The sequence below is a fragment of the Martinezella lusitana genome (genome assembly GCF_016901135.1).
Classification (GTDB): Bacteria; Pseudomonadota; Alphaproteobacteria; order Rhizobiales; family Rhizobiaceae; genus Rhizobium; species Rhizobium lusitanum_D.
Map to the genome: position 1 here is coordinate 1 of NZ_JAFEVL010000066.1, position 12,883 is coordinate 12,883.

Sequence of the window (12,883 nt, forward strand, 5' to 3'; positions counted from 1 at the left end):
GGCCATTGAACGTTCCTCTCGTTGAAGGGAACGTCATGGTCAGGCAACACCAACAGCCTGCCTAGAACCTCAGATAATCATACCAAACTCACCGCGCGCGCCCTCCCGCGTAGCGGGTTCGTGCTTGGGCCGAAAGCGGAAGTATCGACAGTTTCCAAGCGCAGTAAAATACCACAGTGACCCGGTTCCGCTCCCACCCCAAAAAATCACCAACCCCTCCCCTTTGAGAAAAATATTCGCAATTGCCCAATCCTTTCGCAGTTTTCTACGCTTCCGCGATGCAATTTTTCTGCGATGTATGCGACATTGATTGAAACCGCTCTCAGAAACGGAAGAAAACGATGAACTGGTTGAAGACTGTTGCCGCCGCCGCCCTCGTGCAGGCCGCGCTCCTCGTGCCTGCCCATGCCGGCGATAACCTCAAGGCGATCCAGGCTGCCGGCGTGCTGAAGGTCGGCACGGAAGGTACCTACGCCCCCTTCACCTATCATGACGAGAGCGGCAAACTCACCGGCTTTGATATCGAGATCGCCGAAGCCATCGCCGGCAAGCTCGGCGTCAAGGCGCAGTTCCTGGAAGGCAAGTGGGATGGCCTGATCGCCGGTCTCGATGCCAACCGCTACGACACCGTCATCAACGAAGTCGGCATCACCGATGCCCGCAAGCAGAAGTATGATTTCTCCGATCCCTACATCGCCTCGAAGGCCGTGCTGATCGTCAAGGAAGGCAATAAAGACATCAAGGATTTCCCCGACCTCAAGGGCAAGAAGTCTGCGCAGTCGCTGACCAGCAACTTCGGCAAGCTCGCCGAGAAGTCGGGTGCCGAACTCGTCGGCACCGACGGCTTCGACCAGTCGATCCAGCTCGTGCTGACGGGCCGCGCCGACGCGACGATCAACGACAGCCTCTCCTTCCTCGATTTCAAGAAGCACAAGCCGGACGCGCCGGTGAAGATCGTCGCCCAGCAGGCCAATGCCGATTATTCCGCCGCCATCATCCGCAAGGGCGAGCCGGAATTGCAGGCTGCCATCAACAAGGCGCTCGCCGATATCAAGGCCGACGGCACCTATACCAAGATCTCCCAGAAGTACTTCGGACAAGACGTTTCGAAGTAAGTGGGAATAGGCAGAAACACCAATTTGTGAAAAAGATGCGTCCGGGGTCATCTCCGGACGCATTCTCTTATCGAAAGGCGCTTCTCCTTGGAGCACTGGTTGCAACTGATGTGGGACTCGCTGGGCTCGCTGCTTTGGGCAGGGCTCGTCTTCACCATCCCGCTCACCCTCATCACTTTCGTCCTCGGGCTGCTGCTCGGCCTCCTTACCGCCATTACCCGACTGTTCGGCCCCCGTCCGCTGGTTGCCGTCGCGCGTTTCTACGTCTGGGTGATCCGCGGCACGCCGCTGCTGGTGCAGCTGTTCGTCATCTTCTACGGCCTGCCGAGCATGGGCATCCTGCTGGACGCCTTCCCGGCCGCCGTCATCGGCTTCACGCTGAACGTCGGCGCCTACTCATCCGAAATCATCCGCGCCGTCATCTCCTCGGTGCCGAAGGGACAATGGGAAGCCGCCTATTCGATCGGCATGAACTGGCGCCAGGCGATGAGCCGCACCATCCTGCCGCAGGCAGCGCGCGTTGCCGTGCCGCCGCTGTCGAACACCTTCATTTCGCTCGTCAAGGACACATCGCTTGCCGCCGCCATCACCGTGCCGGAACTGTTCCAGGCAGCGCAGCGCATCGTGGCGACGACCTATGAGCCGTTGATCCTCTATATCGAGGCCGCCATCATCTATCTCGTGCTCAGCACCTTCCTCTCGACGCTGCAGGGCTATCTCGAACGCCGTTTCGCCCGCTCCGGCGGCACGCTGGAGGCGCAGACATGATCGAGCTGTCGCATATCGAAAAACGCTTCGGCGACAATGTCATCCTCAAAGATATCAGCCTGCTGATCCCGGAAGGCACAGTGACGGCGCTTGTGGGCCCCTCGGGCGGCGGCAAGAGCACGCTTCTGCGCTGTATCAACCTCCTGGAAATTCCAACCGCCGGCACCATCCGCATCGGCGAGGAGACGGCCACCTTCCGGCCGGGCAAGAAGCCCGCTTGGCAGGAGATCCAGAAAATCCGCCGCCAGACCGGTATGGTCTTCCAGAATTTTCAGCTCTTTCCGCACCAGACCGCGATCCAGAACGTCATGGAGGGCCTGACGACCGTGTTGCGCTGGCCGGCCGACAAGGCCCGCGCCCGCGCCGTCGAACTGCTGACCAAAGTGGGCATGGCGCACAAGATGGATGCCTGGCCCTCGACGCTGTCGGGCGGGCAGCAGCAGCGCGTGGCAATCGCCAGGGCGCTTGCCCCCTCGCCGCGCGTGCTGCTCTGCGACGAGCCGACCTCGGCGCTCGATCCGGAACTCGCCGCCGAAGTGGTCGATGTCCTCGGCAAGCTCGCCAACGAAGGCACGACCATGGTCATGGCGACACATGATCTGCGACTTGCCTCGAAGATCGCCAACAACGTCGTCTTCCTCGAGGCCGGCAACATCGTCGAAACCGGCTCCTCCCGCAGCATCTTCGGCTCACCGTCGCAGGAGCGCACCAAGCAGTTCATCTCGACGCTGAATGCCGGTCATAGCTACGATATTTGAATGGGCATTTCCGGCCGGAGATAAGAGGGGAATTGTGAGAACGAACCAACCCTTCTTGCTGCGGCCGGTGTGACAGCGGTCATCATAGTAACGACAACAACTTCAGGAGCGAACGACATGCAATCCCCGAAAGGCGACTGCGAGGTTCTATTAGGCGCCGTGATGCCTTTTGCCGAGCAAATGCTGAAATCCTATGGAGAATTTCTCCCCTTCGGCGCAGCAATGCAATCGGATGGCAAAGTCACCCAGGTCGGCGCCTCAGATGGAAATGAACATCCGCAGCCTGCTGATTTGATCGCCCTTCTCAAAGAAGGCTTTGCCGCTGAAGCTCGAAACGGCAAATATAAAGCAACCGCACTAGTCTACGACGCCCGTTACAAAAGTGCCGACGGCTCAGTGAGCGATGCGATCGCCGTCGCGCTAGACCATCGCGACAATTATTCAGTCGTAGTTTTCTTTCCCTATACATTGAGGGAGAGCTCGCTTTCCATTGGCCAAGCAAGAGCGGAAGCCGGCGTGAATGAGATATTCGGGCAATTAAGCTCGCCTAACTAGTCCCCTAATACGGCAAGATCACCTCAGACCGCCGCGAGCTTGGCCGCATGTAGTTCCATCGCATCAACTCAGCCATAAGAAGGCGGCTCAAGAGCCGCCTTTAACGCATCGCGGCGATGGGTGTTCAACCCCCATAAACCACCAGCAGGTCCTTGGCATCGATCTGATCGCCGGCGCGCACCAGCACCTCGGCGATGGTGCCGTCCTTCTCCGCGTGCAGCGCCGTTTCCATCTTCATGGCCTCGATGGAAACGAGCACGTCACCGGCCTTGATGGCCTGGCCGGGCACAATGAAGACGGTGGAGATGACGCCCGGCATCGGCGCGCCTACATGGGCTGGATTGCCGGCCTCCGCCTTGCGGCGGATGGCGCTGCCGGAAGCGCCATGGGCGCGATCCGGCACCTTGATGCGGCGCGGCTGGCCGTTGAGCTCGAAGAACACCGTCACCATGCCCTTGTCGTCGGTCGTCGTCATCGCCTGGTTGACGACGACGAGCGTCTTGCCGCGTTCGATCTCGGCAAACAGCTCGCCGCCTTCCTTCAACCCGTAGAAATAGGCTGGTGTCGGCAGCACGGAAACGGGGCCATAGGTATCGGCGGCCAGCGCATAGTCGGTGAAGACCTTCGGATACATCAGGTAGGAGGCGAACTCGAAGTCGTCGACCTTGCGCTCCAGCTTGGTCTCGATCGCCTTGCGCTCGGCAACGAGATCAGCCTCGGCAAGCAGCGAGCCCGGACGCACCGTATAGGGCTTATCACCCTTCAGCGCCTTCTTCTGCAGGGCTTCCGGCCATCCGGACGGCGGCTGGCCGAGATCGCCCTTCAACATGGAGACGACGGATTCCGGGAAGGAGACTTCCCGATCCGGGCTGACGACGTCGGCAACCGTCAGATCCTGGCTCACCATCATCAGCGCCATGTCGCCGACCACCTTGGAAGACGGAGTCACCTTGACGATATCGCCGAACATCTGGTTGGCATCGGCATAGGCCTGCGCCACCTGATGCCAGCGGGTCTCGAGGCCAAGCGAGCGGGCCTGTTCCTTGAGGTTGGTGAATTGTCCGCCCGGCATTTCATGCAGGTAGACTTCGGAAGCCGGTCCCTTGAGGTCGCTTTCGAAGGCGGCATACTGATGGCGCACAGCCTCCCAATAGAAGGAAATGCGGCGGATCCACTCGGGATCGAGGCCGGGATCGCGCTCCGTGCCCTTCAGTGCTTCGACGATCGAGCCGAGGCAGGGCTGCGATGTATTGCCTGACAGTGCATCCATTGCCGCATCGACCGCGTCGACGCCGGCGTCAACGGCGGCGAGCACCGTAGCAGCGGCAATGCCCGAAGTGTCATGCGTGTGGAAATGGATCGGCAGGCCGGTCGCCTCGCGCAGCGCCTTGAACAGCACCTTGGCCGCCGCCGGCTTCAACAGGCCGGCCATGTCCTTCAGCGCGATGATATGAGCACCGGCCTTTTCCAGCTCGACGGCCAGATCGGTATAATACTTCAGATCGTATTTCGGGCGGGCGGAATTGAGGATATCACCCGTGTAGCAGATCGCCGCCTCGCAGAGCTTGTTCTCCTCGGCAACGGCATCCATCGACACGCGCATGTTCTCGACCCAGTTCAGGCAGTCGAAGACGCGGAAGAGATCGATGCCGCCCCTGGCCGCCTGGCGGACGAAGTACTTGACGACATTATCGGGATAGTTGGTGTAGCCGACGCCGTTGGCGCCGCGCAGCAGCATTTGCAGCAAGAGGTTCGGCGCACCCTCGCGGATCAGCGACAGGCGTTCCCACGGGTCTTCGGTCAGGAAGCGCATGGAAACGTCGAAGGTGGCGCCGCCCCAGCATTCCAGCGACAGCAGCTGTGGCAGCGCCCGCGCATAGGTGCCGGCGACATGGGCGATATCGAAGGTGCGCATGCGGGTGGCGAGCAGCGACTGATGGCCATCGCGCATCGTCGTGTCGGTCATCAGCACCCGCTTTTCATTGCGCATCCATTCGGCGAACTTCTGCGGGCCGAGCTTGTCCAGCAGCTGCTTGGTGCCGTCAGGCGCCTTGCCGTCCATATAGGGCAATACCGGCGCCGAGGCCTTGGGCGAGGGCGCCGGACGGCCGCGCGTTTCGGGATGGCCGTTGACGGTGACGTCGGCAAGATAGGTAAGCAGCTTGGTTGCCCGGTCCTGGCGCTTGACCTGCTGGAACAGCTCCGGCGTCGTATCGATGAAGCGCGTCGTATAGCTGTTGTCGCGGAATTTCGGGTGGGTGATGATCGCTTCGAGGAAGGTCAGGTTGGTCGCCACGCCGCGAATACGGAATTCGCGCAGCGCCCGGTCCATGCGGCTGATGGTTTCCGCCGGCGTCGATGCCCAGGCGGTCACCTTGACCAGCAGCGGATCGTAGAAACGGGTGATGATGGCGCCCGAATAGGCCGTGCCGCCATCAAGCCGGATGCCAAAGCCGGCGGCCGAGCGATAGGCGGTGATGCGGCCATAGTCCGGAATGAAATTGTGCTCCGGGTCCTCGGTCGTCACGCGGCATTGAAGCGCATGGCCGTTAAGACGGATGTCCGCCTGCTTCGGAACGCCCGATTCCGGCGTGCCGATGGCAAAGCCGTCGAGGATATGGATCTGCGCCTTGACGATGTCGATGCCGGTGACGACTTCGGTCACGGTATGCTCGACCTGGATGCGCGGATTGACTTCGATGAAGTAGAACTTGCCGGTATCGGCATCCATCAGATACTCGACTGTGCCGGCGCCGACATAGCTGGTCGCACCGGCAATCTTCAGCGAATAGGCGGCCAGCTCCTGGCGCTGGGCGTCGGTGAGATAGGGTGCGGGCGCGCGCTCGACGACCTTCTGGTTACGGCGCTGAACGGAACAGTCGCGCTCGAACAGGTGAACGACATTGCCGTGTGTGTCACCAAGCACCTGGCTTTCGACATGGCGGGCGCGCTCAACCAGCTTTTCGAGATAGACCTCGTCCTTGCCGAAGGCGGCCATTGCCTCGCGCTTGGCTTCCGTCACTTCCTTGGCAAGATCCTTGGGATCGCGGATGGCGCGCATGCCGCGACCGCCGCCGCCCCAGGAGGCCTTGAGCATCACGGGATAGCCGATCTCCTCGGCCATCTTCGCGACTTCGGCCATATCGTCAGGCAACGGCTCGGTGGCCGGCACGACCGGCACACCGACAGAAATCGCCAGGTTGCGGGCCGCGACCTTGTTGCCGAGCTGGCGCATTGTATCGGCGCGCGGGCCGATGAAGATGATACCGGCGGCATCGCAGGCGTCGACGAACTCAGGGCTTTCCGACAGGAGGCCGTAGCCGGGGTGAATGGCGTCGGCGCCCGAAAGCTTGGCGACGCGGATGATCTCGTCGATCGACAGATAGCTTTCGATCGGGCCCAGGTCGCGGGCCAGATGCGGGCCGCGACCGACCTGATAGCTCTCGTCCGCCTTGAAGCGGTGCAATGCCAGTTTGTCTTCCTCGGCCCAGATGGCGACTGTTTTTATGCCGAGCTCGTTGGCGGCGCGAAAGACGCGGATGGCGATCTCGGAACGGTTGGCAACCAGGATTTTGGAAATGGGCAATGCAGTCTCCTCACGGCATCGAAACGGGCAATGCTGCACCCGCGAAGAGAATTCTTAACTTCTTGTCACGAGAAGTTCAATTTCCCCATCGCATCGGAGATCAAAATAGTTGCCGCTACGGAATAAGTCCGTTTCTGAAAGCAATGGCGACAATATGCTGTCGGTTCCTGGCCTTCAACTTGTCCTGGATGCTGTTCATGTACCAGTCGACGGTGTGGTTCGAGATTTTCAGAAGCTTGCTGATCTCGATCGACGTCAGGCCTTCGGCCAGATGGTTCAGCACTTCCATTTCGCGCTTGGTCAGATTGACGTCGCCCTTGGCGGCCTCTTCCAGCGATTGGGCCTCGTCGCGCAGCTCCAGAAGTCTCCAGAACGCCTTTTTGGCGACCGCATCGAAAAGGGAAAGCTCCGTCGGCGACAGGTCGACCGCATCGCCGCCGATCGTCATGCTTCCAAGCAGGCCGTTGCGTCCGTGAATGGGGAAGATATAGCCGTCGACGAGCCCATTGGCGCGGGCATCCGCCATCATCTGCTCCATCCGCCGCCGCAGAGGGTCTCCCTTCAGCGCAATCATGGCATCGCGCCAACGGAAGGGCCGCTGCGCCCGGCCGAGATGGCGCGCCACCGGGTCGACGAGCAGATATCTCTTATTGACGTAGGTCAGCGGCCAGTTATCGGGCCAACGACCCGCAAGTATGAACTTCTCGATATCGACATTCGGCCGCGGCTGCTTCAGCAGACCATAGAAATTGAACTTGTAGGAGCGGAGCACCAGCTCGAGCTCGACCACGACATTCTTGGCAAGCTTGCATTCTTCGATGACCACAAGCAATTGTAATAACGAATGGATAGACACATGCACCCCTTGGCTTTGCAGCCGAATTGTTGGCGGCCGGACATTGCGGACGATATCAGCTTATGCCCGCAACGCGCGCGATCGCCGGCAACATACTCAGCTCGGCACAAAATTGAACGCCTTTGGCGAAATTTTTATCTTTCAACCTGGAATGGCGGTACTTGCGCGACGCAACGGCGTGGCGGCGAAACCCTTCTCAAATTGTCACATTTCTGCGGCGACCGATAGCGTCACCTTCGCGCGAGTGCGCGCGGCGCGTGAAAATTCCCGTGAAAAAACAGCGTTGGATTCCGTTAATCGCCGGTTCAGGTAGCCATCTGTAGCATCGCAACATTCCTAGTTCTGCTTATGCACAGAGGGTGCCCAACGTGTCGCTGTTCAAAGTCTATGCAAGAGCCCTGAAGTATCTTGGCGCGTATCGCTACCGCGTCTGGATGGTCGTGATCGCAAACATCGCGTTGGCGATGACGACCATCTACGAACCGGTTCTGTTCGGCCGCATCTTCGACGCCATTGCCAAGAAACAGGCAGTGACGCCGACCATGATGCTGTGGGCCGGCTTTGCCGTATTCAGCGCTGTCGCCTTCATCGTCGTGTCCCGCGAGGCGGATCGTCTTGCGCATGGACGCCGCGCATCCTTGCTGACGGAGGCCTTCAGCCGCATTATTTCGATGCCGCTTTCCTGGCATAGCCAGCGCGGCACGGCGAGTGCGCTCAACACGCTGCTGCGCGCCTGCGAAGCACTGTTCGGCCTCTGGCTCGAATTCATGCGCAACCACCTGACGACGGCCGTTGCGCTCGTCGTCATGGTGCCGACTGCCATGGCTATGGACCTGCGCCTCTCGGCAGTGCTCATCCTGCTCGGTATCTTCTACTGGGTCATCGGCCAGATGGTCATGAGCCGCACGAAGGACGGCCAGACTTCGGTCGAAAGCCACTACAATACGGTCTTCTCGCATGTCAGCGACTCTATCAGCAACGTTTCGGTGCTGCATAGCTACAACCGCATCGAAGCCGAAACCAAGGCGCTGAAGTCGTTCACCGAACGTCTGCTTGCCGCCCAGTATCCGGTTCTCGACTGGTGGGCGCTTGCCGGCGCGCTGAACCGCACGGCCTCGACCGTTGCCATGATGGCGATCCTGATGATCGGCACCGTGCTCGTCCAGGACGGCAGCCTGAGCCTTGGCGCGCTGATCACCTTCATCGCCTTCGCAAACGTGCTGATCGGCCGTCTGGAACAGCTGCGCAACTTCGCCAACCAGATTTTCGAGGCGCGCGCCAAGCTGGTAGACTTCTATACGCTGGAAGATTCAGTCCGCGAACGCGAAGAGCCGGCTGGCCTGGCCGAAATCAAGGACGTGAAGGGCGAAGTCGAGTTCCGCAACGTTTCCTTCGGTTTTGCAAGCACCTCGCAGGGCCTGCACGACATCTCCTTCAAGGTGAAGGCCGGCCAGACCGTTGCCATCGTCGGCCCGACCGGCGCCGGCAAGACGACGCTCGTCAACCTGCTGCAGCGTGTCTTCGACCCGCAGGGCGGCCAGATCCTGGTCGATGGCCAGGACATCACCAAGGTGACGCGCCGGTCGCTGCGCCGCTACATCGCCACGGTCTTCCAGGATGCCGGGCTGCTGAACCGCTCGATCAGCGACAACATCCGCCTCGGCCGCGAAGGCGCGACCCAGGAAGAGATGATCCGCGCTGCCCAGGCGGCTGCCGCCAACGACTTCATCGAAACCCGCGAGAGCGGCTATGAAACTCGTGTCGGCGAGCGTGGCAACAAGCTTTCCGGTGGCGAGCGCCAGCGTATCGCGATCGCTCGCGCCATCCTCAAGGACGCACCGATCCTCGTGCTCGACGAAGCCACAAGCGCGCTCGACGTCGAAACGGAGAACAGGGTCAAGGCGGCGATCGACAACCTGCGCCAGAACCGCACGACCTTCATCATCGCCCACCGCCTGTCGACGGTACGCGAGGCCGATATCGTCCTCTTCCTCGACAACGGCCGCGTCATCGAGAACGGCAGCTTCAGCGAGCTCAGCCACAGCAACGGCCGCTTCGCCGCCCTGCTGCGCGCCAGCGGCATCCTGACGGACGAGGAAGTCCGCAAGGCACACACAACGGAAACCGAAGCCGCCTGATATTCGCAAGGGGCCCAAGATCGAAGCCGGGAGAGCACTGCTCTCCCGGCTTTTTGCTACCGAACTTCCGGCTGGGCGACGTTTATCAGGCCACCGCAGCTGCACCTGGCCCCTCACGCCAGCCCTCTCCCCGTTGAAACGGGGAGAGGGGGCTTACCGCACAAAGTCAGCACCTTCCCGTCCACAAGTGCCGCAAACATGAAGTGGGGTCCCCTCTCCCCGCCTGTGGGGAGAGGGTTAGGGTGAGGGGCTTTGCCTGCAAGAAACTTGCGTCCAGAATACGCGGCTAACCAAAAACAAAGAAAGGCCCGGCGGGAAAACCGGGCCTTTCCGCGTTTCTGATCGGAGGTCAATTCGGCTGGATGCTACCAGGAGTTAACATCGGCACCCAACCGAGATCGGATCAGAACTTGCGCTCGAAGCGGAGTACGCCGGCCCACTGGTCGCGGTTGGCGGCATCCCAATCGGTGTAGGAGACTTCCGGCTCGACCAGCAGATCCTTGACCGGGCGCCATGCGACGTTGGCGGTGGCTGCGAAGATCTTCGAGTCGGTGTAGGCCACCTGGGCATTGGCCTGCAGCTTCGGGGTCAGCTGATAGCTGGCGCCCGTCCAGAAGGCCCAATCGCCCCAGCCGCAATCCGCGCCGTTGGTCGGGCAAGCAGAACGGTTGCTGTTGAGGTAGGAGCCGGCATACTTGTTCAGCTTGTCGCCATCCGTATTCCAGCCACCCATGAGGAAGGCCTTGAAGGCGCCGAAGTCGGCGTCGATGCGGGCCTTGACAGCACCTTCCTCGACGACGGAATCATAGCCGCCGATCACCCTCAGCGACCAGGCACCCGTTTTGTAGCCAGCGCCCAGAACGACGTCCGGAGCATAGTGGTTGCCCTTACCGGTCTGCCATGCGCCGCCGTAGGACGAGGTGTCGCTCGAGGAGTTGGAATCTTCCAGCGAGATAATAGCCGTGAAGCCGTTGCCGGCATCATACTTGTAAGTGAGCTGGTTGAGTTCCTTCGGGCCGTCATAGATGACGTCGTCGTTGATGACGTTGCCGGCATAGCCCATGTAATAATTATACTGCGAGTCGGCCTTACCAACGAGGAAGCCGCCGAGGCTGATATTGGCCCAGAGCAGCTTGGTGCTGGTCGTATTGCCGTCATTCCAGTCCCAACGGATAACCGTGTTGGTCTTCAGCGGACCGTATTCGGTATCGGTTGCGGTGTCGACATTCAGCTCTGCGCGCGTGTGCCAGAGCGTGCCGTTCTTGCTGCGGGCGTTATAGGCATCGTACCATTCGCCTTCGGTGCGGACGCGGCCGCCGACTTTCAGGCAGGTTTCAGTGCCGGGAATAAAGAAGTAGCCGGCGCCATAGGCGTCGCAAATGCGAACATACTGAAGCGGTTCCGGCTCGGCGGCCACGATGGCGTCAGCCGCCTGTGCCCCCGATGCGGCTGCCAGGGCAGCGGCCGAACCGAGAAGAAGACTTCTGATATTCATAGATCACTCCAATCCAATATCGATTGGGCATGAGTTATCGCGCCGAAAACTCGACGATCCCTACCCCATTGCCGATTTTGACAATCCCCATGAAAGTGCGGCGCATCCTTTCGGATAGGCCGGCTGCGCGATGGCGACGCTCCCCGAGCGCCGTCACATCGCCGATATAACAATTAAATTTTGCACAACAAGATTTTGGGCACTCTAATTTCTGCTGCGCCGCATCCAAGTCATTTTGCGTTGCAGAAAAATCACGTCACACTTCCATCGCGAAAGTGTCACAAACCGAATTATGAATAAAAACCAAATGATTGAGCCGTACTCATGCACGGCTCGATGAAACGCTAACGGCGCTTTCCGATATGCATGGGCATGGTGATCGCCCTCGCCGGTGCCTTTTCAGGACGTTGGCCAGCCATCTGAAGCCGCTTGTGCTCGAGATGATAGGCATAGGCGAACTGTGCAGCGATACCGATGACGACATAGATCGCGCCGACGGTGGGGCTCTTGTTGGTCACGTAGAGAAGGACCTGGCCGGCCATGGCAAGGATCGTGCCTGCCACGAAGATGCTGAGCGAATGCCGCCCGAGGATCGTCAGCGGATGGTTCGCCGAGCGGCGCAGCAGCGCTGATAGGGATGGTATGCTGACGATCAGATAGGCCAGCGCCAGCACATGCAGCAATCGCGGCAGCGACAGGAACGTCTTGTCGAAGCCGGTGACGACAGTCGGCAGGCCGAACGTCGCAAGATAGTCGCCGATCACCCAGAGCTTGTCGGTCACCCAGATGAAGGACAGGAGCACATAGGCGGAAGCGAGCACGATCAGCACGGGATGAACGAGGATCCGCCCGCCCCGCTTCACATGCATGGTGGCAACGAAACCGATGACGAACAGGAACTGCCAGGACAGCGGATTGAGGAACCAGAATCCATCAAGCAACGTCGTGTGCGGCGCGATGTAATAGATGCCCGATACGAACCAGACGCCGGCGGACACGAGAAGCAGGAGCAGGGGATTTTTCGCCTCCAGCAGCATCATCAACGGCAGCATCAGAAACAGGGCGCCATACATGGGCAGGATATTGTTGTAGCCGATCTGATGCCCGAGCGTCAGCAGCGCCGGAATGCCGCGACCCGGATCCATCAGCAGCGCGAGGATATTCACCTCGCACAACAGGCCCTTCTGATGGAAGATCCACGCGCCGGAGATGAACAGCACCAGCGTCACGAAGGTCGTGATCATATGCGCGGTATAGAGGGTGAAGGCGCGCTTGACCGCCTTCCACATCATTGCCAGCCGATTGCCGGGAAGAAACTTCGTTCCGTAGGCGAGACCGACGGAGATTCCGGAAATCAGAACGAAAGCCTCCGCTCCATCGGAAAAGCCGAAGTTTTTCGTGGTCAGTTGTTCGAAGAACTGCCCCGGCACGTGATTGATGAAGATCATGATCAGGGCCAAGGCCCTGAGGACATCCAACCGAGTGTCCCGCATCGCCGCAGGCTTCGACGAACTGATTCGTTTTGCCGAAGTCGCGTCGATATTCACCCTCGAGTTCATCAAACTCTCCTGTTCCGACAATCAAATGCAATCGGGGCCAAAGAGTTCCCCCC

General features: G+C 60.2%; 10 protein-coding genes. 6 read left to right on the plus strand and 4 right to left on the minus strand.

Features of this window, described 5'->3' with window-relative positions:
• Positions 1-341: 341 nt before the first annotated feature.
• From JTP94_RS28130 to JTP94_RS28145, 4 genes are all read left to right on the plus strand, one after another.
• Entirely contained in the window at positions 342-1,115 is a 774-nt protein-coding gene (locus tag JTP94_RS28130; protein WP_204853729.1) for an amino acid ABC transporter substrate-binding protein, read from the plus strand.
• 87 nt (positions 1,116-1,202) lie between these two features.
• On the plus strand, positions 1,203-1,883 hold the full coding sequence (locus JTP94_RS28135) for an amino acid ABC transporter permease (RefSeq protein WP_204853730.1): 681 nt from the start codon (positions 1,203-1,205) through the stop codon (positions 1,881-1,883).
• Positions 1,880-2,641, plus strand: coding sequence for an amino acid ABC transporter ATP-binding protein (locus tag JTP94_RS28140; RefSeq protein WP_204853731.1), 762 nt, complete (start codon positions 1,880-1,882; stop codon positions 2,639-2,641). The genes JTP94_RS28135 and JTP94_RS28140 overlap by 4 nt, the downstream gene beginning before the upstream one ends.
• Positions 2,642-2,758: 117 nt before the next feature.
• The gene (locus JTP94_RS28145) at positions 2,759-3,196 is read left to right on the plus strand and encodes a hypothetical protein (RefSeq protein WP_204853732.1); all 438 of its coding nucleotides are present in this window, start codon (positions 2,759-2,761) and stop codon (positions 3,194-3,196) included.
• Positions 3,197-3,320: 124 nt separating this feature from the next.
• Here JTP94_RS28145 and pyc read toward each other — a convergent pair whose 3' ends face one another.
• Both pyc and JTP94_RS28155 read right to left on the minus strand, forming a co-directional pair.
• Positions 3,321-6,782 carry a pyruvate carboxylase gene (gene pyc / locus JTP94_RS28150; protein WP_204853733.1) on the minus strand — a complete coding sequence of 1,154 codons (3,462 nt, stop codon included), beginning with the start codon at positions 6,780-6,782 and terminating at the stop codon, positions 3,321-3,323.
• 115 nt (positions 6,783-6,897) lie between these two features.
• Entirely contained in the window at positions 6,898-7,638 is a 741-nt protein-coding gene (locus JTP94_RS28155) for an autoinducer binding domain-containing protein (protein ID WP_034511068.1), read from the minus strand.
• A gap of 43 nt (positions 7,639-7,681) precedes the next feature.
• Between JTP94_RS28155 and JTP94_RS28160 the strand changes: the two genes are divergently transcribed.
• Entirely contained in the window at positions 7,682-7,951 is a 270-nt protein-coding gene (locus tag JTP94_RS28160) for a hypothetical protein (RefSeq protein ID WP_204853734.1), read from the plus strand.
• A gap of 55 nt (positions 7,952-8,006) precedes the next feature.
• Complete coding sequence (locus JTP94_RS28165; RefSeq protein ID WP_204853735.1) at positions 8,007-9,776, plus strand: glucan ABC transporter ATP-binding protein/ permease; 1,770 nt, start codon at positions 8,007-8,009, stop codon at positions 9,774-9,776.
• Between the two features lie 403 nt (positions 9,777-10,179).
• Here JTP94_RS28165 and JTP94_RS28170 read toward each other — a convergent pair whose 3' ends face one another.
• Together JTP94_RS28170 and JTP94_RS28175 are read right to left on the minus strand one after the other, a co-directional pair.
• Positions 10,180-11,271: a porin gene (locus tag JTP94_RS28170; RefSeq protein WP_204853736.1), complete on the minus strand. Its 1,092-nt coding sequence runs from the start codon at positions 11,269-11,271 to the stop codon at positions 10,180-10,182.
• A 344-nt stretch (positions 11,272-11,615) separates the two neighbouring features.
• A complete protein-coding gene (locus tag JTP94_RS28175; RefSeq protein ID WP_204853737.1) occupies positions 11,616-12,830 on the minus strand; it encodes an OpgC domain-containing protein in 1,215 nt (404 codons plus the stop codon).
• Between the last annotated feature and the right edge of the window lie 53 nt (positions 12,831-12,883).

What these genes read in the sequence shown, in the direction of transcription:
- JTP94_RS28145 (WP_204853732.1), top strand. Translation starts at nt 2,759, where the DNA reads ATGCAATCCCCGAAAGGCGACTGCGAGGTTCTATTAGGCGCCGTGATG.
- JTP94_RS28175 (WP_204853737.1), bottom strand. Translation starts at nt 12,830, where the DNA reads ATGAACTCGAGGGTGAATATCGACGCGACTTCGGCAAAACGAATCAGT.
- JTP94_RS28170 (WP_204853736.1), bottom strand. Translation starts at nt 11,271, where the DNA reads ATGAATATCAGAAGTCTTCTTCTCGGTTCGGCCGCTGCCCTGGCAGCC.
- JTP94_RS28130 (WP_204853729.1), top strand. Translation starts at nt 342, where the DNA reads ATGAACTGGTTGAAGACTGTTGCCGCCGCCGCCCTCGTGCAGGCCGCG.
- JTP94_RS28140 (WP_204853731.1), top strand. Translation starts at nt 1,880, where the DNA reads ATGATCGAGCTGTCGCATATCGAAAAACGCTTCGGCGACAATGTCATC.